This is a genomic window from Streptomyces sp. NPDC046349 (assembly GCF_055587885.1).
Genome location: NZ_JBVJFK010000004.1, coordinates 389508 through 411181, shown reverse-complemented (window position 1 = coordinate 411181; position 21674 = coordinate 389508). Strand labels below are relative to the sequence as shown.

General features: G+C 70.8%; 21 protein-coding genes, 1 tRNA gene and 1 pseudogene. 15 read left to right on the top strand and 8 right to left on the bottom strand.

Going from position 1 to position 21674, the window contains the following annotated elements:
- Positions 1-83: 83 nt before the first annotated feature.
- Positions 84-626, top strand: a complete 543-nt coding sequence (locus ACZ6JS_RS11910; RefSeq protein ID WP_469297497.1) for a LysM peptidoglycan-binding domain-containing protein — start codon at positions 84-86, stop codon at positions 624-626.
- Positions 627-700: 74 nt separating this feature from the next.
- Here the strand turns inward: ACZ6JS_RS11910 and ACZ6JS_RS11905 are convergent, their stop codons facing one another.
- Complete coding sequence (locus ACZ6JS_RS11905; RefSeq protein ID WP_469297496.1) at positions 701-1423, bottom strand: DUF5324 family protein; 723 nt, start codon at positions 1421-1423, stop codon at positions 701-703.
- A gap of 147 nt (positions 1424-1570) precedes the next feature.
- Here ACZ6JS_RS11905 and ACZ6JS_RS11900 point away from each other — a divergent pair, with 147 nt between their 5' ends.
- Positions 1571-2098, top strand: coding sequence for a peptidylprolyl isomerase (locus ACZ6JS_RS11900; protein WP_469297666.1), 528 nt, complete (start codon positions 1571-1573; stop codon positions 2096-2098).
- 154 nt (positions 2099-2252) lie between these two features.
- On the top strand, positions 2253-3128 hold the full coding sequence (locus ACZ6JS_RS11895; RefSeq protein WP_469297495.1) for a rhomboid family intramembrane serine protease: 876 nt from the start codon (positions 2253-2255) through the stop codon (positions 3126-3128).
- Between the two features lie 115 nt (positions 3129-3243).
- On the opposite strand, the gene crgA is transcribed toward ACZ6JS_RS11895, so the two are convergent.
- Positions 3244-3498 (bottom strand): cell division protein CrgA, encoded by a 255-nt coding sequence (gene crgA, locus ACZ6JS_RS11890; RefSeq protein ID WP_350990365.1) that lies wholly within the window; start codon positions 3496-3498, stop codon positions 3244-3246.
- 91 nt (positions 3499-3589) lie between these two features.
- Here crgA and ACZ6JS_RS11885 point away from each other — a divergent pair, with 91 nt between their 5' ends.
- The 6 genes and pseudogenes from ACZ6JS_RS11885 to ACZ6JS_RS11860 all read left to right on the top strand — a co-directional run bounded on the left by ACZ6JS_RS11885 (position 3590) and on the right by ACZ6JS_RS11860 (position 7540).
- Positions 3590-4363, top strand: coding sequence for a DUF881 domain-containing protein (locus ACZ6JS_RS11885; protein WP_469297494.1), 774 nt, complete (start codon positions 3590-3592; stop codon positions 4361-4363).
- Positions 4335-5081 carry a class E sortase gene (locus ACZ6JS_RS11880; RefSeq protein ID WP_469297493.1) on the top strand — a complete coding sequence of 249 codons (747 nt, stop codon included), beginning with the start codon at positions 4335-4337 and terminating at the stop codon, positions 5079-5081. The genes ACZ6JS_RS11885 and ACZ6JS_RS11880 overlap by 29 nt, the downstream gene beginning before the upstream one ends.
- Positions 5082-5170: 89 nt before the next feature.
- Positions 5171-5347: a hypothetical protein gene (locus ACZ6JS_RS11875; RefSeq protein ID WP_030011120.1), complete on the top strand. Its 177-nt coding sequence runs from the start codon at positions 5171-5173 to the stop codon at positions 5345-5347.
- Positions 5344-5982: an aminodeoxychorismate/anthranilate synthase component II gene (locus ACZ6JS_RS11870; protein ID WP_030839242.1), complete on the top strand. Its 639-nt coding sequence runs from the start codon at positions 5344-5346 to the stop codon at positions 5980-5982. Before ACZ6JS_RS11875 ends, ACZ6JS_RS11870 begins: the two co-directional genes overlap by 4 nt.
- Positions 5983-6119: 137 nt before the next feature.
- Positions 6120-6800, top strand: a pseudogene (locus ACZ6JS_RS11865) (class E sortase); the annotation flags it as partial.
- A 14-nt stretch (positions 6801-6814) separates the two neighbouring features.
- Positions 6815-7540, top strand: coding sequence for a class E sortase (locus tag ACZ6JS_RS11860; RefSeq protein WP_469297492.1), 726 nt, complete (start codon positions 6815-6817; stop codon positions 7538-7540).
- Positions 7541-7734: 194 nt separating this feature from the next.
- On the opposite strand, the gene pknB is transcribed toward ACZ6JS_RS11860, so the two are convergent.
- From pknB to ACZ6JS_RS11830, 6 genes are all read right to left on the bottom strand, one after another.
- Entirely contained in the window at positions 7735-9771 is a 2037-nt protein-coding gene (gene pknB, locus ACZ6JS_RS11855) for a Stk1 family PASTA domain-containing Ser/Thr kinase (RefSeq protein WP_469297491.1), read from the bottom strand.
- 199 nt (positions 9772-9970) lie between these two features.
- Entirely contained in the window at positions 9971-11431 is a 1461-nt protein-coding gene (locus ACZ6JS_RS11850) for a peptidoglycan D,D-transpeptidase FtsI family protein (RefSeq protein WP_469297490.1), read from the bottom strand.
- Positions 11428-12852, bottom strand: coding sequence for an FtsW/RodA/SpoVE family cell cycle protein (locus ACZ6JS_RS11845; protein WP_469297489.1), 1425 nt, complete (start codon positions 12850-12852; stop codon positions 11428-11430). Before ACZ6JS_RS11845 ends, ACZ6JS_RS11850 begins: the two co-directional genes overlap by 4 nt.
- Positions 12853-12880: 28 nt before the next feature.
- Positions 12881-14395 carry a PP2C family protein-serine/threonine phosphatase gene (locus tag ACZ6JS_RS11840; protein ID WP_469297488.1) on the bottom strand — a complete coding sequence of 505 codons (1515 nt, stop codon included), beginning with the start codon at positions 14393-14395 and terminating at the stop codon, positions 12881-12883.
- A 93-nt stretch (positions 14396-14488) separates the two neighbouring features.
- The gene (locus tag ACZ6JS_RS11835; RefSeq protein WP_030839213.1) at positions 14489-14992 is read right to left on the bottom strand and encodes an FHA domain-containing protein FhaB/FipA; all 504 of its coding nucleotides are present in this window, start codon (positions 14990-14992) and stop codon (positions 14489-14491) included.
- A 10-nt stretch (positions 14993-15002) separates the two neighbouring features.
- Positions 15003-15824 carry an FhaA domain-containing protein gene (locus ACZ6JS_RS11830; RefSeq protein ID WP_469297487.1) on the bottom strand — a complete coding sequence of 274 codons (822 nt, stop codon included), beginning with the start codon at positions 15822-15824 and terminating at the stop codon, positions 15003-15005.
- Between the two features lie 292 nt (positions 15825-16116).
- On the opposite strand from ACZ6JS_RS11830, the gene ACZ6JS_RS11825 reads away from it, so the two are divergent.
- From ACZ6JS_RS11825 to ACZ6JS_RS11800, 6 genes are all read left to right on the top strand, one after another.
- Positions 16117-16199 (top strand) — tRNA-Leu (locus ACZ6JS_RS11825).
- Positions 16200-16446: 247 nt separating this feature from the next.
- Entirely contained in the window at positions 16447-18144 is a 1698-nt protein-coding gene (locus tag ACZ6JS_RS11820) for a sensor histidine kinase (protein ID WP_469297486.1), read from the top strand.
- A 9-nt stretch (positions 18145-18153) separates the two neighbouring features.
- Complete coding sequence (locus ACZ6JS_RS11815) at positions 18154-18813, top strand: response regulator (RefSeq protein ID WP_469297485.1); 660 nt, start codon at positions 18154-18156, stop codon at positions 18811-18813.
- A gap of 57 nt (positions 18814-18870) precedes the next feature.
- The gene (locus tag ACZ6JS_RS11810; protein WP_469297484.1) at positions 18871-20298 is read left to right on the top strand and encodes a DUF2252 domain-containing protein; all 1428 of its coding nucleotides are present in this window, start codon (positions 18871-18873) and stop codon (positions 20296-20298) included.
- Between the two features lie 76 nt (positions 20299-20374).
- The gene (locus ACZ6JS_RS11805) at positions 20375-21238 is read left to right on the top strand and encodes a hypothetical protein (protein WP_469297483.1); all 864 of its coding nucleotides are present in this window, start codon (positions 20375-20377) and stop codon (positions 21236-21238) included.
- 84 nt (positions 21239-21322) lie between these two features.
- Positions 21323-21667, top strand: a complete 345-nt coding sequence (locus ACZ6JS_RS11800; RefSeq protein ID WP_030647619.1) for a rhodanese-like domain-containing protein — start codon at positions 21323-21325, stop codon at positions 21665-21667.
- The last annotated feature ends 7 nt before the right edge of the window (positions 21668-21674 follow it).

Below are 21674 nucleotides of genomic sequence, written 5' to 3'. Positions count from 1 at the left end.
CTGGGCCGCCCGCCGCATGGTGGCGGACAGTGGAGGAAGGGCATCGACACAGGGGGGACCCCTCACGCCGGAGGCGTACAGACATGGGACTCTTCGACTTCCTGAAGTCCGACAAGAAGAAGGCGCACGAGAACGCCGAGAAAGCGCAGACTCAGGTGCAGCAGGCGGCCAAGGGGCCTGGCCCCGTCAGGAGCGCCGCGGCCGACGCCGCCTCGGCGACCAGGGCCGCCGCCGAGCGTATGGCGGCCGCCGCCCCGCCCGAGCGCAGGCCCGCCCCCGCGACCCCGACCCCCGGCTCCGCGGCGCACAAGGCGGTGCCCGCACCGCCCAGGCCCGCCGCGATGCCGAAGCCCTCGCCGCCGTCCACCCCGACGGGGGCGGCGCACACCCCCACGCCCCACTCGGCCGCGCACAAGGCGGTGCCCGCGGCCCCGGTGGCCAAGCCGCAACCCACCGCGAAGAAGCGCACCTACACCGTCAAGCAGGGGGACACACTGGCCTCGATCGCCGGCCGTGAACTCGGCAACGAAGCGCGCTGGCGCGAGCTCTACGCCATGAACAGAGGTGTCATCGGCGCCAACCCCGACCTCGTACCGCCGGGCGCGGTGCTGACGCTCCCGTCCTGAACGACACGGGCAAGGGCCCGTTCCCCTCGGGGACCGGGCCCTTGCCCGTCACTCGTCGACCGCCCCGGGGCGGCCTACGGGGCCGAGCCCGGCTCCGGGCCCGCGTCCGCCTCGCGCTCCTTCTCCGCCAGCTCCTCGTCGAAGCTCGCCGGCGCGGCGTCGCGGTCGGACAGCTCGGTCGCCGCGGGCGGCTCGACCAGCCAGTCCGGGTTGGACTGCTGGTCCCACCAGCGCCACGCCAGGTAGGCGCCGGCCGCGAGCAGGCCGACGAGCGCGGCCCCGCGCAGCACCTGGCCGCGGCGGCGTGCCCGCTCGTGCTTGCGCACGAGCTTCTGCACTTCCTTGGCCGTCACCTGGCCGCGCAGCGCCGCCAGTGCCGCGGTCGAGCGCGACGCGGCCTCCTCGGCCACGGGCGTGGCCGCCGCGATGGCGCTCTCGATCCTCGGCTGCGTGTAATCGGCCGCCTGACGGGCCGCCAGCCGCGTCTGGTGGACCGCCTTCGTCGCAGCCCGGTCCACGGGTGGCGGCACGTGCGCCCGCGCCGCCTTCAGACGCGGATGCAGATGGCAGTCGTAGGTCATCCTGGCTTGGCGCGCGGCCCCGGTGGCCGCTTGGGACACCATCGGCGTCAGCCGTTCATTGGCCTCGTGCGCGTAGTGCACCGCAGCGTCCCTGGCGGATTCCGCGTACGGCGCCACCATTTCAGCCGCGTACCGCACACTCTCCCTGGCGCTCTCCGCTGCCAGGCGCGCGCTGTCCTTGCCGGTCACGGGATCCTCCTCCTCGGTGGCGGACACAGTTCACCTTTCCACCCTTTGTCGGATCATGCCTGCCATTGCGTCGACAGGCATGCGTGACAGGGCATACGGGTGGACGATTTCAGTGCTGCGGAGCGCTCCGTGCGACCATCTGGACCGACAGTGATGACTATGGAAGGCAGATCCGTGGCCGAGAAGCTCTACGCCACCCTGAAGACCACCCACGGCGACATCGAGATCGAGCTGCTGGAGAACTTCGCGCCGAAGACCGTCCGGAACTTCGTCGAGCTCGCCACGGGCGCCCGCGAGTGGACCCGTCCCACGGACGGCCAGAAGACCACGGACCCGCTGTACGACGGCACCGTCTTCCACCGCGTCATCAGCGGCTTCATGATCCAGGGCGGCGACCCGCTCGGCAACGGCACCGGCGGCCCGGGCTACGCGTTCGCGGACGAGTTCCACCCCGACCTGGCCTTCACCAAGCCTTACCTGCTCGCCATGGCCAACGCCGGCCCGGGCACCAACGGCTCGCAGTTCTTCATCACCGTCGCCCCGACCGCCTGGCTGACGCGCAAGCACACCATCTTCGGCGAGGTCGCCGACCCGGCGAGCCGCAAGGTCGTGGACGCCATCGCCGCCAGCGCCACCAACTCGCGCACCGAGCGGCCGCTGGAGGACGTGATCATCAAGTCCGTCGTCGTCGAGAAGCGCTGAGGACCGGTCCGCCCCGTCCGGCTCGGGGCCCCGCGCCCCGGGAACCTTTCCGCCCCGGCCCCCCGGGAACCTTTCCGCCCCGCCCGTCCGTACTGGATACGTACCGGACCGGCGGGGTGCACACGCCCTGCCCCGCCGCCGACCGAGGGGACCGATGGACACCGACCGTCTGCCGGGCTGCTACCGCCACCCGGACCGCGACACGGGGATCAGCTGCACCCGCTGCGAGCGCCCCATCTGCCCGGACTGCATGATCAGCGCCTCGGTGGGCTTCCAGTGCCCCGACTGCGTCCGCGAGGGCTCCGGGACCGGGCACCGGCCCGCCGCCAACGCGCCGCGCACCATCGCGGGCGGGGTGGTCGCCGACGACCCCCACCTGGTCACCAAGATCCTCATCGGGATCAACGTCGCGGTGTTCCTCGCCGGGCTCGCGGCCCCGACGATCGTGATCCAGCTCGAGCTGCTCGGCCGCTACGTCGAGTACTTCGGCGCCCCGCTGGAAGGGGTCTCCACCGGCCAGTACCACCGGCTGCTGACCTCGGTGTTCCTGCACGTCGAGTGGTGGCACATCGTCGGCAACATGATCGGCCTGTGGGTCATCGGCGGCCCGCTGGAGGCGGCCCTGGGCCGGGCCCGCTACCTTGCCGTCTACCTGCTCTCGGGCCTGGGCGGCAGCGCCCTCGTCTACCTGCTGACGGAGCCGAACACCCCGACCCTCGGCGCCTCCGGAGCCGTCTTCGGCCTGCTCGGCGCCACGGTGGTGCTGGCGCGGCGGCTGCGGTACGAGATGCGGCCGGTGATCGTCATGGTCGTGCTGATGCTGGTGCTGACCTTCGTCCCCTTCGGCGGCACCCTGAACGTGTCCTGGCAGGCCCACGTGGGCGGGCTGATCACCGGTGCCGTCGTCGGGCTGGGCATGCTCACGCCGACCGCCGCCAGGCATCGCGCACTCGTCCAATGGGGCACCTGTGCGGTGGTGTTTCTGCTGGCAGCAGCCCTGATCATGCTCCGTACGGCGGAACTCACCTGATCACACCGGCGTCAACTCTCCACAGAGTTATCCACAGATCTTCTGTCTTTTCCTCAGGTGTGGATGACGCTGTGGATAACTCATGGGGAGAGCTTCCGTCAGAGGCTGCCGGGTGCTACTTCCACTGCGTGGATACGCCGAATCCCGCCGCGATGAAGCCGAAACCGACCACGATGTTCCAGTTGCCCAGAGCCTCGACCGGCAGCTGGGTCTCGGTCACGTAGAAGACGACGATCCACGCGAGTCCGATCAGGAAGAACGCCAGCATGACCGGGGCGACCCAGCTGCGGTTCGTCAGCCGGATGTTCTGCGGCTGCCGCGCGGGCGGCGGCGTGTAGTCGTCCTTCTTGCGGATACGTGACTTCGGCACGAGGGGCTCTCCTGTCGATGCGCTGGGGACCTTGCCTGCCCCGGGCGTCCGTTAGCGTAGTGGACCTGTGGCGTTGAAGGAGAAGGGTACGTTGAGCAATTCAGACGACTCCTCCGCGGGTCCCCGTCGGCGGGCCAGGCCGGCCCGGTTGCTGACGGCCGCCGTCTTCGCCCTGGCCGGGCTGCTCTTCGTCACCAGTTTCAACACTTCCAAGGGTACGAACATCCGGACGGACGCCTCCCTCCTCAAGCTGTCCGACCTCATCAAGGAACGCAGCCAGGACAACGCGGAGCTGGAGGAGAGCACCGGAGCGGCCCGCCGCCGCGTGGACGCCCTCGCCGACCGCGACGACGGAAGCACCACGGCGCAGGACGAGAAGCTTGCCGCCCTGCGCGCGGCCTCGGGCACCGAGGAGCTCTCCGGCAAGGGCTTGACCGTCACCCTCAACGACGCCCCGCCCAACGCCACCGCCCGCATCCCCAACGTGCCCGAGCCGCAGCCCAACGACCTGGTGATCCACCAGCAGGACCTCCAGGCCGTGGTGAACGCCCTGTGGCAGGGCGGCGCCGAGGGCATCCAGGTCATGGACCAGCGGCTCATCTCCACCAGTGCGGTGCGCTGCGTGGGCAACACTTTGATCCTCCAGGGCCGCGTCTACTCGCCCCCGTACAAGATCTCGGCGGTCGGGGACCCGGCGGCGCTGAAGAAGGCCCTCGCCGCCTCCCCGGCCCTGCAGAACTACCAGGCGTACGTGAACGCCTACGGTCTGGGCTGGAAAGTGGACGAGCACAAGGCGCTGACACTTCCCCCCTACTCCGGCACAGTGGACCTCCACTATGCGAAGCCGGTGGGCACCACCCCGTGACCGGGTCCGTCCCGACGCCGTACTGCGCCTGGCGGTACGGACGTTCAGCGAGGTGTGCCTGACGGCGGGCACGCTGATCGTGCTCTTCGTCGCCTACGTCCTGCTGTGGACCGGCGTGAAGGCGGACCGGGCCGCGGACGGCGAGATGGCCCGCCTGCGCGACGGCTGGGCGGCTTCCGCACCGCAGGGTGCCCCGGCCGCGGCCCCCGGCCCGGCCGCGTCCGCCGCCCCGGAGGAACCGCGCTACCCGGCGGGCCGGGCCTTCGCCGAGATGTACGTCCCGCGCTTCGGGCCGGACTGGGTCCGGCCCGTCCTGGAGGGCACGGACCCCGAGCTGCTGAAGAAGGGCCTGGGTCACTACGCCGCCACAGCCCGCCTCGGAGCCGTCGGGAACTTCTCGGTGGCCGGCCACCGCCGCACCTACGGAGACCCCTTCAAGGACTTCCCGAAGCTGCGCCCGGGGGACGAGGTGATCCTCAAGGACGCGGGCACCTGGTACACGTACACGATCCGGGGCGGGCCCCTGCGCACCCTGCCCACCGACATCGGGGTGGTCGATCCGCTCCCGCGGAAGTCCCCGTTCACGGCACCGGGCCGGTACCTGACGCTGACCACCTGCGACCCGGAATGGGGGCACAGCCACCGGCTGGTGGTCTGGGCGGAACTGACCGGGACGCGTTCCGCCGGCCAGGGCCGGCCGGGGGGTTCGTCCAGGTGACCCCCTCCGCCGGGCCGCTGCCTTTAGTCTGTTGGCGTACCGCCCCAGCGGTGCGTTGGACGAATGTGGACGAAAAGGAATCAGGCGGCATGTACGGCTGGATCTGGCGGCACTTGCCGGGCAACGCGTGGGTACGCGCGCTGATCTCCCTCGTACTGGTCCTCGCCGTGGTCTTCGTGCTGTTCCAGTACGTCTTCCCGTGGGCCGAGCCGCTCCTTCCGTTCAACGATGTGACGGTGGACGAGGGATCGGGAGCCACTCCGTGAGCGCACGCATTCTGGTGGTCGACAACTACGACAGCTTCGTCTTCAACCTGGTCCAGTACCTCTACCAGCTCGGAGCCGAATGCGAGGTGCTGCGCAACGACGAGGTCGCCCTCGCGCACGCACAGGACGGATTCGACGGCGTACTGCTCTCCCCCGGGCCGGGCACCCCCGAGGAGGCCGGCGTCTGCGTCGACATGGTCCGGCACTGCGCCGACACCGGCGTCCCCGTCTTCGGCGTGTGCCTCGGCATGCAGTCGATGACGGTCGCCTACGGCGGCGTCGTGGGCCGGGCCCCCGAGCTGCTGCACGGCAAGACCTCGCCCGTGGTGCACGGGGGCCTCGGCGTGTTCGAAGGCCTGCCTTCGCCGTTCACCGCGACCCGGTACCACTCCCTCGCGGCCGAGCCCGAGACCCTGCCCGACGTCCTGGAGGTCACGGCCCGGACCGAGGACGGGATCATCATGGGCCTGCGTCACCGGGAGCACGACGTCGAGGGTGTGCAGTTCCACCCCGAGTCGGTGCTGACCGAATGGGGTCACCGGATGCTCGCGAACTGGCTGGTCCGGTGCGGTGACGCCGGCGCGGTGGAGCGCTCGGTGGGGCTGGCCCCGGTGGTGGGCAAGGCCGTCGCGTGACGACGGTCGCGCCGTCCGCGCCCACCGAGGGCCGGGCCGCGCGACGCAGGGCAGCTCAGGAGGCCGCGAAACGGGCCGCCAGGAACACCCGGAGGCGGGGCGGGCGGCGGCGCAAGCGGCCGGCATCCGGCGGCCCGGCGGTCATCGCGAGCCGGTTGGGCGGGGAGCTCTTCATCACGGTGGGCCTGGTGATGCTGCTGTTCGTCGCCTACCAGCTCTGGTACACGAACCTCGTGGCGGAACGGACGGCGAACGGCGCCGCCGGCTCCCTGCAGCAGACCTGGGAGAGGCAGCCGGACGGCGGTGCCGCCGCACCGCCCGCCACGGCCTTCGAGCCGGGCCAGGGCTTCGCGATCCTGCACATCCCCAAGCTGGACGTGAAGGTCCCGGTGGCCGAGGGCATCAGCAAGACGAAGGTCCTGGACCGGGGCATGGTCGGGCACTACGGCGAAGGCGCGCTGAAGACCGCGATGCCGGCCGACAAGCAGGGCAACTTCGCGGTGGCCGGACACCGCAACACGCACGGGGAGCCGTTCCGGTACATCAACCGGCTGGTGCCCGGGGATCCCGTCGTGGTCGAGACCCGGGACGCCTATTACACGTACGAGATGACCTCGTCGCTCGCGCAGACGCCGCCGACGAACATCGGGGTGATCAAGCCCGTGCCGGAGGGTTCGGGGTTCACTTCCGAGGGCCGGTACATCACGCTGACCACCTGCACCCCGGAGTTCACCAGCACCTACCGGATGATCGTATGGGGCAGGATGACCGAGGAACGCCCCCGCAGCCAGGGCCCGCCGCCCGCGCTGACCCAGTAAGGACGAATCAAGCAGTGTCTCGTGCCAGCCGCCGCGCCGCGGCCCCGTCCGCCGGCAGCCGCAGTGTGCTCGCCGGGTTCCTGAGCCTGCTGGGCGAGGTCCTGATCACGACAGGCCTGGTGCTGGGCCTGTTCGTGGCCTACTCCCTGTGGTGGACGAACGTCCTCGCGGACCGGCAGGCCGCCGCGCGCGGCGACGAGATCCGCCGGCACTGGCAGGAGCAGGCCCCCGAGCAGGCAGGCCCGGGGGCGCTCGACACCCGGGGCGGGGTCGGCTTCCTGCACGTGCCCGCCATGAAGAACGGCGAGGTGCTCGTCAAGGCGGGCACGGCGCCGGACATCCTCGACGACGGCGTGGCCGGCTACTACACGGAGCCGGTGAAGTCGGCGCTGCCGTGGGACGAGAAGGGCAACTTCTCGCTCGCCGCGCACCGCGACGGGCACGGGGCGAAGTTCCACAACATCGACAAGGTGAGGAACGGCGACGCGGTCGTCTTCGAGACCCGGGACACCTGGTACGTCTACAAGGTCTTCGCCGAGCTGCGCCAGACCTCGAAGTACAACACCGACGTGATCACTGCGGTCCCCAAGGAGTCCGGCAAGACCGCCCCGGGCCGGTACATCACGCTCACCACGTGCACACCGGTCTACACCTCGAAGTACCGGTACGTCGTCTGGGGCGAGCTGGTCCGTACGGAGAAGGTGGACGCGAAGCGGACGCCTCCGGCGGAGCTGCGCTGAGGCAGGCCCGGAACAGGTCGCGGACAGCCCCGAGAGCGACTGCGGCACCCCGGATGCCCCAGGGGCCCCATGAGCCCCGGACAGGCCCGCAGACGGCCGTCTGGCGTCGTTCGTGTCGCAGGGGCGCATGAAAAAGGTCCGGCCCCCCTACACCGAGGGGCCGGACCTTTTCGCCGCAGTCGGCGAGGCGGGTGCTAGCGGCGGCCGCCGCCGGTCAGGCCTCCGAAGAGACCGCCGTTGTTGTTGCCGCCGTCCTGCTGGCCGGCCATCGTGAACACGTTGACGGCCTGTCCCGAGGTGCCCGGAGTACCCGGCTGCGGGTCGGTGCCCATCACGATCGCGTTGTCGTCCGACGGCCCGGTGACGATGCCGAGCCGAAGGTTGGCGCGCTGCAGGTCGTTCTTGTACTGGCCCAGGGTCCGGCCGGCGAAGTTCGGGACGACCGTCGCCTGCGCTGCCTTGGCGATGGTGATGTTCACCGTCTTGTTCTGCTCGAGCTGCTGGCCCGCCGCGAACTGCTGGAAGACGACCGTGCCCGGAGCTGCTCCCGGCTGCTCGGACTCCGTGACGCTGCCGAGCCGCAGGTTGACTGCCTTGAGGGCCTTCTCCGCCTCGTCCTTGGTCTTGCCCTTCAGCTCGGGGACCTCGGACTTGGACTGCTCCTTGGCGACCGTCAGCGTGATGACGCTGTTCTTCTCCGCCTCGGAGCCGGGCTTCGGGTTCTGCTCCAGCACGGTCCCCGGGGTGCGGTCGGACTCCTGGGTCTTGCGGTCGACCTGGAAGCCCTTGTCCTTGAGCGCCTTCTCGGCCTCCTCGTACTTCATGTTGAGCACGTCGACGACGGAGACCTTCGGAGCACCCGAGGAGATGGTCAACGTGACCGTGGAGCCCTCGTCGACCTTGAGACCGGCCGCCGGGTCCTGCTTGCAGACGTTGCCCTTGGGCTGGTCGTCGCAGGGTTGGTCGGCGCCCTTGACCATCTTGAGCTTGGAGTTCACGACGCTCTTCGTCGCCTCTTCCAGGGACTGGCCGACGACCTTGGGCACGGTGGGCCGGTTGTCCGCGGTGTCACCGAAGAGGGAGCGGCCGATGAGGATCGCGCCGACCAGGACGAGGAGGCCGGCCGCCACGAGCAGCACGGTGGACGCCCTGCTCTTCTTCTGGCTCTGGCGGCGGTTCGAGCCCTGGTCGTAGCCGCCGTGGCCCTGGTCGCCGTAGCCGTAGCCGCCGTCGCCCGGGGGCATGGGCGGCATCATCGACGTCTGGGCGCCCGGGTCGGCGGTGCGCAGGGCGGCGGTGGGCTGGTCGTAGCCCTGCGGGCCGTAGCCGTGGCCCTGCTCGTGCGGGTAGCCGTAGCCGGCCGCGCCCATGGCGGCGGTGGCGGCCACGGGCTGGCCGTCGAGGCAGGCCTCGATGTCGGCGCGCATCTCGTCCGCCGACTGGTAGCGGTAGTCGGGGTCCTTGACCAGTGCCTTGAGGACGATGGCGTCCATCTCGGGCGTGATCTCGGGGTCGAAGTTCGACGGGGGCTGGGGCTCTTCCCGTACGTGCTGGTAGGCGACGGCCACCGGAGAGTCGCCGACGAACGGGGGCCGGACGCTGAGGAGCTCGTAGAGCAGGCAGCCCGCGGAGTAGAGGTCGGAGCGCGCGTCGACCTGTTCGCCCTTGGCCTGCTCCGGGGAGAGGTACTGGGCGGTGCCGATGACGGCGGCCGTCTGCGTCATGGTCATGCCGGAGTCGCCCATGGCGCGGGCGATGCCGAAGTCCATGACCTTCACCTGACCGGTACGGGTCAGCATCACGTTGGCGGGCTTGATGTCACGGTGCACGATGCCGGCGCGGTGCGAGTACTCCAGGGCCTGGAGGATGCCGATGCACATCTCCAGCGTCCGCTCGGGCAGCAGCTTGCGGCCCGAGTGCAGCAGCTCGCGCAGCGTGGAACCGTCGACGTACTCCATCACGATGTACGGGATGGAGATGTTGTCGACGTAGTCCTCGCCGGTGTCGTAGACGGCGACGATCGCGGGGTGGTTCAGCGACGCGGCCGACTGGGCCTCGCGCCGGAACCGGGCCTGGAAGGACGGGTCGCGGGCGAGGTCGGCGCGCAGGGTCTTGACGGCGACGGTACGGCCGAGCCGGGTGTCGTGGGCGAGGTAGACCTCGGCCATGCCACCGCGGCCGAGCACGTGGCTCAGCTCGTACCGGCCGCCGAGGCGACGCGGCTCTTCCATAACGTTGCAGCCCTCTCCGTCAGTCCCGACCGCACCTGTGTGTGGTCCGGCGGTGTGCTGTTCGCGCAAAGGCTACCGGCCGATCGTCCGTGATCGGTTCGTGGCCACAGGCTGATACTGGACCGGTACCGTACGCGCGGATCCGGGTCGGATTCAGTGACGTGCGTCACGTCGCCGGCCCGTGATCCCCTGTTCCCCCTCAGCTGTTGAGCACCGCTTCCATGACCGCCTTGGCGACGGGAGCGGCCAGACCGCCACCGCTGATGTCGTCACGGGCGGTGCCTTCGCTGTCCTCGATGACGACGGCGACGGCGACGGGCGAGGTGCCGTCCGAGTTCTCGGCGTAGGAGATGAACCAGGCGTACGGGCGCTTCTTGTTGCCCTCGCCGTGCTGGGCGGTGCCGGTCTTGCCGCCGACCGTGATGCCCTTGATCCTGGCCTTCTCGCCGGTGCCCTTCTCGACGACGTTGACCATCATCTGCTGGACCTTCTGCGCGTTGTCCGCGGACAGCGGCCGGCTCATCTCCTGCGGCTCGTGCTTCTCGATGATGTCCAGGTTGGGAGCCGTGAGGTGGTCCACCATGTAGGGCTTCATCAGCTTGCCGTCGTTGGCGATCGCCGCTGTGACCATGGCCATCTGCAGCGGGGTGGCGGCGGTGTTGAACTGCCCGATCGCGCTCTGCGCGTTGCCGTCCTTGCCCATCTTCTTGTCGTAGACGCTGGCGAAGGCGCGGACCGGAGTGTCGATCTTGTCGTTGTTGAAGCCGAACTTCTCGGCGGTCTCCACCATCTTGTCGCGGGTGACCTTGTCGCCGAGGTTCGCGAAGACGGAGTTGCAGGAGATGCGCAGCGCCTCGTTCAGGCTGGCCTTCTCGCAACCGGTGTGGGAGTTGGGCAGCTGGGTCTTGGTGCCGGGCAGGATGTACGGCTCGGGGGTGTCCGTCGGGTCGTCGATTTCCTTGACCACGCCGTGCTCCAGGGCGGCCGCGGCAGTGACCACCTTGAAGGTGGAGCCCGGCGGGTAGGTCTCGCGCAGGGCGCGGTTGACGAGCTTCTTGTCCTCGCTGTCCTTCAGCTCGTTCCACGCCTTCCCGTCCGCCGTGGAGTTGCCGGCGAAGCTGGACGGGTCGTACGAGGGGGTGGAGACCAGCGCGAGGATGGCACCGGTGCGCGGGTCGATGGCGGCGACCGCGCCCTTCTTGGTGCCGAGCTTCTCGAAGGCGGCCTGCTGCGCGGCGCGGTTGAGCGTGGTGACGACGTTGCCGCCCTGCTTCTTCTCGCCGGTGAACATGCCGATGGTGCGGTCGAAGAACAGCCGGTCGTCGTTGCCGGTGAGGATGCCGTCCTCGAGCGATTCGAGCTGGGTGGCGCCGAAGGCCTGCGAGGCGTACCCGGTGACCGGGGACCACAGCGCCCCGTCCTTGTAGGTGCGCTTGTACTTGTAGTCGCTGCCGTCGGTGACCGTGGAACCGGTGATCGGCTCGCCCTGGACGATGATGTTGCCGCGCTCGGTCGCGTACTGGGCGATCTGGACCCGTCGGTTCTCCTTGCGCGTGCTGAGTTCCTCGGCCTGGACGTATTGCAGCCAGTTCGTCCGGATCAGCAGCGCGAGGACGAGCAGCCCGCAGAACAGCGAGATGCGGCGCAGGGGCTTGTTCATGACGGGCGGACCACCTGGGTCATCTCGGAGTCGGGGGACGGGGCCGGGGCCGGGGCCGGTCGGCGGGCGGTGTCGCTGATCCGGATGAGGACGGCGATGAGGATCCAGTTCGCGAGGACGGAGGAGCCGCCGGACGCGAGGAAGGGCATCGTCATGCCGGTGAGGGGGATGAGCCCCATGACTCCGCCGGCGACGACGAAGATCTGGAGCGCGAAGGCACCGGAGAGGCCGATGGCGAACAGCTTGCCGAACGGGTCGCGGGCGGCGAGGGCGGTGCGGACGCCCCGCTCGATGATGAGCCCGTAGACCAGCAGGAAGGCCATCACACCGGAGAGGCCGAGCTCTTCGCCGACGGTGGAGAAGATGAAGTCGGAGTTGGCGGCGAAGCCGATGAGGTCGGAGTTGCCCTGGCCCCAGCCGGCGCCGAGGACCCCGCCGGAACCGAAGCTCATGATCGACTGGCCGACCTGCTCACAGGCGCCGGAGGTGGCGTAGCAGCCGAAGGGGTCGAGCCAGGCGTTGACGCGGGCCTGGACGTGGCTGGCGAAGGAGGCCACCACGACCGCGCCGCCGACCGACATCAGCAGGCCGATGACGATCCAGCTGGTGCGCTCGGTGGCCACGTACAGCATGATCACGAACATGCCGAAGAAGAGCAGCGAGGTACCGAGGTCGTTCTCGAAGACCAGGACCATCAGGCTCATCGCCCAGATCATCAGGATCGGGCCGAGGTCGCGGCCGCGCGGCAGGTAGAGGCCCATGAAGCGGCGGCTGGCCAGCGCGAGCGCGTCCCGCTTCACCATCAGGTAGCCGGCGAAGAAGATGGCGATGACGATCTTCGCGAACTCGCCCGGCTGGATGGAGAAGCCGCCGACGCTGATCCAGATCTTGGCGCCGAAGACGTCCGCGCCCAGGCCCGGGACGACGGGCAGGATCAGCAGCACCAGCGCACCGGCCATCGAGATGTACGTGAACCGCTGCAGGACGCGGTGGTCCTTGAGGATCAGCAGCACGGCGGCGAACAGGGCGATCGCCAGGGCCGTGTACATCATCTGGCGGGGCGCGGAGGGCGAGAAGGCGCCGAAGCTGAGCTTGGCGAGGTTCTGCAGCCGCTCGGACTGGTCCAGCCGCCAGATCAGGACGACGCCCAGGCCGTTCAACAGGGTCGCGAGCGGCAGCAGCAGCGGATCGGCGTACTTCGCGTACCGGCGTACGACGAAGTGCGCTATGCCGGCCAGGACGGCGAAGCCGGCCCCGTAGACGAACATGCCGGGGGGCAGCTCGCCGTGGATCGCCAGGCCCACGTTGGCGTAGGCGAAGATCGGGATGACCACGGCGAAGGCGAGCAGCAGGAGCTCGGTGTTCCGCCGGCTCGGCAGCTCGATGGCGCCGATGGTGGTCGTATTGGTGACAACGCTCATGGTGTGGCAGGCCCCCTGTGCCCGCGGGCTACTTTCCGCACAGGCCGACCAGCTGCTGCTCCTCGGGAGTCAGGCTGGGGCCGGGTGTCTGGCTGTTCTGCGCCTCGGCGCCTCTGCGCTCTTCGTCCTTCTTGCAGGCGGAGACCTGGACGCCGAGGTCGTCCAGCTTCTTGCGGGCCCCGTCGAGGCTGCCCTCGCTGATGGTGGCCTCGACCAGCTTGCGCTTGAAGGGCGGCAGGTACTTCAGTTCGATGTCGGGGCGGTCGGTCTCCACCTTGGAGAGCTCCAGCGGTCCGAGCTTCGGGCTGATGCCGCGGAAGAGTGCGACGTGCTCGCCCTTCACACCGACGTAGAACTGGGTCTGGGTCCAGCGCCAGCCGGCGTAGAGGCCGCCGCCGACGACACCGGCGACGACGAGCAGGGTCAGTGTGCGGGTGGTCCACTTGCGCCCTTTGCTGCGGCGCCTGCGGGGGTGGTCGTACGTGTCGTCGTAGCCGGAGCCGCCGTCGTAGCCGTCGGCCTCGCCGAAGGAGCCGTAACCGCCGCCGCCCTGGCCGTTGTCGCCGTACCCGTAGCCGGGTGCGTCGCCGCTGCCGGGAGGACCGAAGGCGCCCGCGGGCGGCGGGGCCTGGCGGCCGAGTCCGGAGGCGCGGCCGGCCGGGGTCTGCATGGCGTTGTTGTTGTCGAAGAGCTGGTGCTGGTTCTCGGCGACCGCGCCGACGACCACCGGGGTGTCGCTGACCTGGGCGGCGAGGGTGTCGCCGCTGTCGGTGTCGAGCACGTCGGCGACGATGCAGGTGATGTTGTCGGGTCCGCCGCCGCGCAGCGCGAGCTGGATCAGGGACTGCACGGTCTCGCGGGGGCCGTGGTAGTCGGCGAGGGTCTCCTCCAGGGTCTGGTGGGAGACCACGCCGGAGAGGCCGTCGGAGCAGATCAGGTAGCGGTCGCCGGCGCGGACCTCACGGATGGAGAGGTCGGGCTCGACGATGTCGCCGCTGCCCAGCGCGCGCATCAGGAGGGAGCGCTGCGGATGGGTCGTCGCCTCCTCCTCCGTGATGCGTCCCTCGTCGACGAGGCGCTGCACCCAGGTGTGGTCCTGGGTGATCTGCGTGAGGACGCCGTCGCGGAGCAGGTAGGCGCGGGAGTCGCCGACGTGGACGAGGCCGAGGCGCTGGCCGGTCCACAGCAGGGCGGTGAGGGTGGTGCCCATGCCCTCGAGCTGGGGGTCCTCCTCGACCATGACGCGCAGCTGGTCGTTGGCGCGCTGCACGGCGGTGGCGAGGGAGGTGAGGATGTCGGAGCCCGGGACGTCGTCGTCGAGCTGCACGAGGGTGGAGATCACCTCGGAGCTCGCCACCTCGCCGGCGGCCTGCCCGCCCATGCCGTCGGCGATCGCCAGGAGACGCGGACCGGCGTAGCCGGAGTCCTCGTTCCCCTCGCGGATCATGCCCTTGTGGGATCCGGCTGCGAACCGCAGGGACAGACTCATGTGCACCTGCCCTGTCGACGAAGCTTCCTCCGGGTACAACCGGTCTCGAGCCACACTGCCCACCCTCCGGTCGGGAGCGCGCCCGTGTCCGTGTCCTCGGTGGCACGGATCACCGCCGCGCGCTCGCTCCGCTCGCTCATTCTCGTACTACTTCCGCAGCTCGATGACGGTCTTGCCGATGCGGATCGGTGCGCCCGGCGGAATGGGCGTCGGGGTGGTCAGCCGGGTCCGGTCGAGATACGTGCCGTTGGTGGACCCGAGATCCTCGACGATCCACTGGCCGTCACGGTCGGGGTAGATCCTGGCATGGCGGCTGGACGCGTAGTCGTCGTCCAGCACGATCGTGGAGTCGTGTGCGCGGCCCAGGGTGATCGTCTGTCCGGCGAGGGCCACGGTGGTACCCGTGAGGATGCCCTCGGAGACGACGAGCTTGGTGGGCGCGCCACGACGCTGGCGCTGCTGCGGAGGAGCGGCCTGGCGGCCGCCGCCCTGCTGCGGGGCGCCGCCGGCGCCGCCGCGGCGGGAGGAGCCGCGCTGGGTCACTCTCGTACCGAAGAGATCGCTGCGGATGACCTGGACGGCCACGATGACGAACAGCCACAGAACGGCCAGGAAACCCAACCGCATGACCGTCAGGGTCAGCTCTGACATTGCCCCCGCTTCACCCTTCGGCTTGCCGGTAAATGATGGTGGTGCTGCCCACGACGATCCGCGAGCCGTCGCGGAGCGTAGCGCGGGTGGTGTGCTGCCCGTCCACCACGATGCCGTTGGTGGACCCGAGATCCTGGATCGTCGAGGGCGTTCCGGTCCGGATCTCACAGTGCCGGCGCGATACGCCGGGGTCGTCGATCCGCACGTCGGCTTCCGTGCTTCGGCCGAGTACGAGCGTCGGGCGCGAGATCTGGTGGCGGGTGCCGTTGATCTCGATCCAGTGCCTCCGGGGGCCGCCCGGCCCCGCTCCCGGGGCCGCCGGTCCGGGACCGCCCGGGACGGGTCGGCGTGCGCCGGGTCCGCCCGGGGGCGGGCCTGCGGGCATGGGCGGTGCGGCGACCGGCGGATAGCCGTAGCCGCTCGCCGGGGACGGCGGCGCCCCCTGCGGCTGGGAGGTGCTGGAGGCGAGGGTACGACTGCGGACCCGGTAGAGCCCGGTGTCGAGGTCCTCGGCCTTCTCCAGATGGACCTTGATGGGGCCCATGAAGCTGTACCGCTGCTGCTTGGCGTAGTCGCGGACGAGGCCCGCGAGCTCGTCGCCCAGCTGCCCGGAGTAGGGGCTCAGGCGGTCGTAGTCGCCGGCGCTGAGCTCCACGATGAAGTCGTTGGGGACGACGGTCCGCTCGCGGTTCCAGATGGTGGCGTTGTTGTCGCACTCCCGCTGGAGGGCTCCGGCGATCTCCACCGGCTGGACCTCGGACTTGAACACCTTGGCGAAGGTGCCGTTCACCAGACCTTCGAGTCGCTGCTCGAACCGCTTCAGAACTCCCATGGGGCACCTCCTCCGTCGTTGTCGCCCTGTACTGCTTACTGATCGTATCCACGCGTGGCGGATTCGGGTGGTTCCCCATCGCTCCTGTGAGGACGAGTGTTGGTCCTCACAAGGGATCGTAGGGGCGCTCGAGGAACAGTGTCCCGCACCGGGAGCGGAGTGCGGGAGGGGCAGTCCACGCCGGGGCGTATGCCCCCCGGGAAAGCGATGTGAACCCACCCCGTTCCACGTGCTAATGTTTCGACGTCGCCAGGGGAACGGCCCGAAAGGGAAGACCACTGGGACGCTGCTCGGGCGAGTGGCGGAACGGCAGACGCGCTGGCTTCAGGTGCCAGTGTCCTTCGGGACGTGGGGGTTCAAATCCCCCCTCGCCCACATCGACGAGACGGTCGTCACTGCGAAAGCAGTGGCGGCCGTTTCGCTTTGTCCCGACCGCGTGCCCGACCCCGACCACCGGCGGAGGGTGTTCCGCGTCCGGTGTGTGGCGTCGGTCACGGCGGAGCTCCTCCAGGGGGTAGGGGGCCAACTGCTCCCGAACGATCAGACTTTCGTCGCCGAGGGTGAGACGAAAGAAGACGGCCGGGGCGGCTGCGGGGTGTCTAGGGTCGGGCGCGTGGATGTGATGGCGAAGACACGTGCGGGCTGGGACTGGCTGCGGGGCCCCGAGCCGTGGACGCGGCGGATGCTGGCGGGGGACCTCGCCCTCGCCGGTGTGCTGGCCATCCTCGGACTGGGCGTCGAGGAACTCGACCGGGGGTCGGGGCAGCGGATGCTGCTGAGCGCCGTCGTCCTGCTGGCGCTGGCCCTGCTGCGCCGCCGACTGCCGGCGACGACGCTCGTGGCCGGTTCGGCGCTGAGCGCCGTCCTTCCCGGGCTGTTCTTCGTCCTGCCGCTGCTGGGCTGGTCGGCCGGGCGGCGGATCGTCGGCGTGGGCCGGGCACTCGGCGCCTTCACGCTGGCCTTCGTCGCGTCGATCGCCCTCGGCGTCCTGGACCAGTGGTCGCAGATGCGCCCGCTTCTGGTGATCGTGTTCTCCACGCTGATGTTCCTGGCGGTCACCGTGATGCCGGGGCTGGCCAGCCGGTACTGGTCCCAGCGCCGCACCCTGCTCGCGGCGCTGCACGAGCGCAACGGCCAGCTGCTGCGCGAGCGGGCCATGGTCGCCGGGCAGGCCCGGCTGCGCGAGCGCCAGCGCATCGCCCAGGACATGCACGACAGTCTCGGCCACCAACTGGCGCTGATCTCCGTGCACACGGGTGCGCTGGAGGTGGATCCCGAGCTCACCGACCGTCAGCGGGAGGCCGTGGGCGTGCTGCGGCAGGCCTCGGTGTCCGCGATGCACGAACTGCGTGAGGTGGTCGGGATCCTGCGCGACGGTGTGGAGGCGCCCGCGCCGGTGGAGGAGGCCCAGCCCGCGGCGCGCGGCGTGGCCGGGATCGCGGGCGTCGTGGAGGCGGCTCGGGCCGCGGGGACCGAGGTGCGGCTGACCACCTCGGGGCGGCCGAGGCCGCTGGTCGCGGCGTGCGACCACGCCGCCTACAGGATCGTGCAGGAGGCCCTGACGAACGCCTACAAGCACGCTCCGGGGGCGCCCATCACGGTGGAGCTTCGCTACGAGGACGACTCACTGGTGGTGGAGATCGCCAACGGCCCGTCGGCCGGTCCGGGCGAGGACGTGGTGTCGGGCGGGCAGGGCCTGACGGGACTGCGCGAACGGGCCCGGCTGGTCGGCGGCATGGTGCACGCGGGTCCTGCCGACGGCGGCGGGTTCCGGGTGGCCGGCGTACTGCCGTACGGCACGGAGCCGGCCGGCGCCCAGGACGTGGCCGACGACTTCGGACAGCAGGCGCAGGCGCAGAAGGGCACCCCGCCCGAGGTGCCGGGGCGGCGTGGCGAGCAGCCGCCGATGGACTGGGCGGCGGTGGACCGGGAGTTGGCCGTACGGGTGCCCAGCCGCGCCGGAGCTGTCGCGGTGGGCTGCGGGATCGCCGTCGCGGCGGTGGTGGTGCTGGTGATCGTGTTGGTCGCCGCGATGGTGATGCTGATGGACACGGCGAGCGACTCGATGATCGGCCGGGACGAGTACGACGCCGTGCACGTGGGCGAGGGCGAGACCTCGGTCCGCGACCGGCTGCCCGGGGGCGAGAGCTTCCTGACCGCGGGGGCCGACCGCAAGGGGCCGCCCCGGCCGGAGGGCTCGCAGTGCCTGGTGCTGCTGGCCGACCAGCAGCCCACCGCGCTGACCACGGACCTGGTTTTCCGGTTCTGCTTCAAGGACGGCAAGCTCGTGGACAAGCAGGCGTACGAGGTCAAGCAGTAGGAGCACGGGGTGACAGCCGAAGTGATCAGAGTGGTGATCGCCGACGACGAGCCGCTGATCCGGGCCGGGATCAGGATGATCCTGACCTCGGCGCCGGACATCGAGGTCGTCGCGGAGGCGTCGAACGGCCGGGAGGCGGTGGAGCTGGCCCGCTCGCACGCGCCCGAGGTGCTGCTGCTCGACATCCAGATGCCCGTGATGGACGGTCTGACCGCGCTGGGCGAGCTGCGACGGGCGGCGCCGGAGGTGCGGGCCCTGATCCTGACCACCTTCGGGGAGAAGGAGAACGTGCTGCGGGCGCTGGGCCAGGGCGGGTCGGGGTTCCTGCTGAAGGACTCGGCGCCGGGCGAGCTGATCGGGGCGGTCCGGGCGGCCGCTGCCGGGGACGCCTACCTCTCGCCGGCGGCCACCCGGCACGTGGTGGACCAGCTGGCGTCCGGGAAGGCCGCCGCGCGCGGTGAGGAGGCCCGCCGACAGGTCGCCGAGCTGAGCGAGCGGGAGCGGGGCGTGCTCGCGCTCCTCGGGGAGGGCCTGTCCAACGCGGACGCGGGGCGCCGCCTGCACATGAGCGAGGCCACCGTGAAGACGTACGTGAGCCGGATCCTGGCGAAGCTGGGCTGTGAGAACCGGGTACAGGCGGCACTGCTGGCCAGGGACGCCGGGCTGTAGCCGCTGGCGGGGGACACCGGGCTGTCGATACGGTCAGCCCGTTCTCGAAGCGATCACATGAACGAACGGGTGGGGGCGGCGCCGATGGCGGCGACAGCGGGACAGCGGATTCCGGACGTGGCGGGGTTCGCGCCGCGTGTGGCGGCGGACTCGCCGAAGGCGGCGGGCAAGGCGCTGCGCGCCCGTGTGCCTCGGGCGGCGCACGCAGGATTCACGATGCCGTCCGGACGTCCGGACGCGGTGCGGGCGGTGGAGGAGTCCAACGCCGGGCGGGTGGCCGAGCTGACGCCCATACGGGTCGGCCGGATGGCCGCGAACCCCTTCGCGTTCCTGCGCGGCGCGGCCGGGCTGATGGCGCACGACCTCTCCGGCGGTCCGGTGACGGGCGTCGGCGCGCAGATCTGCGGAGACGCGCACGCGGCGAACTTCGGCCTGTACGGGGACGCGCGCGGTCGGCTCGTCATCGACCTGAACGACTTCGACGAGACCGTTTTCGGTCCGTGGGAGTGGGACGTGAAGCGGCTGGCGGCCTCGCTGGTGCTGGCCGGCCGGGTGGCCGGGGCGGACGAGGACACCTGCCGGGCGGCCGCCCTGGACTCCGTGGGCGCCTACCGGCGGACCATGCGGCTGCTGGCCAAGCTCCCCGCCCTCGACGCCTGGAACGCCATCGCGGACGAGGAACTCGTTTCGCACGCCGACGCCCGCGATCTGCTGGGCACCCTGGAGCGGGTCTCGGAGAAGGCCCGCAACAACACCTCCGCCCGGTTCGCCACCAAGTCGACCGAGACGGGACCGGACGGCGGCCGCCGCTTCGTCGACGCACTGCCCGTGCTGCGCCGCGTCACGGACGGGGAGGCGGCGGCCGTGGCGGCCTCGCTCGGCCCCTACCTGCAGACCCTCCAGGGCGACCGGCTGCCGCTGCTGGCCCGGTACGCGATCCACGACGTGGCCTTCCGCGTGGTGGGCACCGGGAGCGTCGGCACCCGCTCGTACGTGGTCCTGCTCCTGGACCACCGGGGTGAACCGCTGGTCCTCCAGGTGAAGGAGGCCCGGCCCTCGGTGCTGCTCCCGCACCTGCCCGGGCTGGGCTTCACCTCGCCGCCGGAGGAGCACGAGGGCCGCCGGGTCGTGGCCGGGCAGAAGCGGATGCAGGTGGTCTCCGACATCATGCTGGGCTGGACCACGGTGGAGGGGCGCCCGTACCAGGTCCGCCAGTTCCGCAACCGCAAGGGCAGCGTGGACCCGGCGGCACTGGCCCCCGACCAGATCGACGACTACGGGCGGATGACCGGAGCGCTGCTGGCCCGGGCGCACGCGCACAGTGTCGATCCCCGGCTGCTGGCCGGCTACTGCGGGAAGAACGAGGAGCTGGACGAGGCGATGGCGGCCTTCGCCGTGGCCTACGCCGACCGGACCGAGGCCGACCACGCCGACCTGGTGGCCGCGGTGCGGGCCGGCCGGATCGCCGCGGAGTCCGGCGTGTAGGCCGCACAGGCCGCTGCGCGACGGGCGGTGTTTCACGTGAAACACCGCCCGCGCGGGCGGGCCGTACCCTGGCCGGGTGAGCGAGCAGACCGAGCAGCCTGAGCAGACAGTCCCCGGTGCATCCGGCGACTCCGCCATCACCGGTGAAGAGCGTGCCGGGGAACGCCCCGAGGCGCGCCTGGAGCGGGCCGTGCGGGCCGCCGAGCAGGCGCTGATCGAGTTCGAGATCGCGGTGGAGACCTTCCGTGTGGAGGTGGAGAACTTCTCCCGCCTGCACCACCAGAAGCTCGGCCCCATGTACACGCGGCTCGACGAGCTGGACGCGCTGATCGCCGAGGCGAAGGCGGCGCGCACCGGCGATGCCGAGGACCTCCGGCGGGCCCGGGACGCGCGCTCGCTGGTCATGCCGATGCCCGGGGTGGACGAGCTCTTCCACGACTGGCTGGGCTCGGAGGGCATCTCCGACGACGCCGCAGCGATGCTCACCGACCGGCCCGTGCGGCCGCCGGAGCGGGTGCGGCCCTCCGAGGAGGTACGCCGCCTCTACCGCGAGCTGGTCCGCCAGGCCCACCCCGACCTGGCCCAGGAAGAGGGCGAGCGGGAGCGCCGCGACGCGTTCATCGCGCGGGTCAACGCTGCGTACGGGCGGGGCGACGAGGCGCTGCTGCGCGAGCTGGCCGAGGAGTGGGCGGCAGGGCCGGCGCCGGAGAGGGCCGCCCCCGGCGAGAGCGAGGAGCTGTACGCCCGGCTGGAGTGGCTGGCGCGCCGCAAAGAGCTGCTGTCACTCGTGGCCAAGGAGCTGGAGGAGAGCGCGATCGGGTCGATGCTGCGGATGGCCCCCGACGACCCGGACCGGCTGCTGGAGGAGATCGCGGAGCAGCTGCTGGCGCAGGTCTCCGAGCGCGAGGCGGAGCTGGCGGCCGAGCTCGCCGCCGAGTGAGTGCGGGCCTTCCCGCGCGGACGCGGCCGGGGCTGCGGGTCGGATAGGTTGGCCGCAGACCGGTGAAGAGAGAAGGCGACAGTTATGAACTTCGGACCGCTTCCCTCGGTGGATGCCGCCGCGGTGCCCTCCGAAGGCTTTGTCCTCGACGTCCGTGAGGACGACGAATGGGCGGCCGGGCACGTCGAGGGCGCTCTGCACATCCCGATGAGCGACTTCGTGGCCCGCTTCGGCGAGCTGACGGAGGCCGTCGAGGACGGCCGCCGCGTGTACGTGATGTGCCGGGTCGGCGGGCGTTCCGCGCAGGTCACCCAGTACCTGGTGCGCCAGGACATCGACGCCGTGAACGTCGACGGCGGGATGCAGGCCTGGGACGGTGCCGGGCGCCCGATGGTGACGGACAGCGGAAACCCCGCCTTCGTCCTCTGAGACCCCC

Excerpts from the sequence above, each read along its gene's own strand:
- ACZ6JS_RS11910 (WP_469297497.1), top strand. The coding sequence starts at position 84 with ATGGGACTCTTCGACTTCCTGAAGTCCGACAAGAAGAAGGCGCACGAG.
- ACZ6JS_RS11895 (WP_469297495.1), top strand. The coding sequence starts at position 2,253 with ATGGACACCGACCGTCTGCCGGGCTGCTACCGCCACCCGGACCGCGAC.
- ACZ6JS_RS11880 (WP_469297493.1), top strand. The coding sequence starts at position 4,335 with ATGCGAAGCCGGTGGGCACCACCCCGTGACCGGGTCCGTCCCGACGCC.
- ACZ6JS_RS11875 (WP_030011120.1), top strand. The coding sequence starts at position 5,171 with ATGTACGGCTGGATCTGGCGGCACTTGCCGGGCAACGCGTGGGTACGC.
- pknB (WP_469297491.1), bottom strand. The coding sequence starts at position 9,771 with ATGGAAGAGCCGCGTCGCCTCGGCGGCCGGTACGAGCTGAGCCACGTG.
- ACZ6JS_RS11850 (WP_469297490.1), bottom strand. The coding sequence starts at position 11,431 with ATGAACAAGCCCCTGCGCCGCATCTCGCTGTTCTGCGGGCTGCTCGTC.
- ACZ6JS_RS11845 (WP_469297489.1), bottom strand. The coding sequence starts at position 12,852 with ATGAGCGTTGTCACCAATACGACCACCATCGGCGCCATCGAGCTGCCG.
- ACZ6JS_RS11835 (WP_030839213.1), bottom strand. The coding sequence starts at position 14,992 with ATGTCAGAGCTGACCCTGACGGTCATGCGGTTGGGTTTCCTGGCCGTT.
- ACZ6JS_RS11830 (WP_469297487.1), bottom strand. The coding sequence starts at position 15,824 with ATGGGAGTTCTGAAGCGGTTCGAGCAGCGACTCGAAGGTCTGGTGAAC.
- ACZ6JS_RS11820 (WP_469297486.1), top strand. The coding sequence starts at position 16,447 with ATGGCGAAGACACGTGCGGGCTGGGACTGGCTGCGGGGCCCCGAGCCG.
- ACZ6JS_RS11810 (WP_469297484.1), top strand. The coding sequence starts at position 18,871 with ATGAACGAACGGGTGGGGGCGGCGCCGATGGCGGCGACAGCGGGACAG.
- ACZ6JS_RS11800 (WP_030647619.1), top strand. The coding sequence starts at position 21,323 with ATGAACTTCGGACCGCTTCCCTCGGTGGATGCCGCCGCGGTGCCCTCC.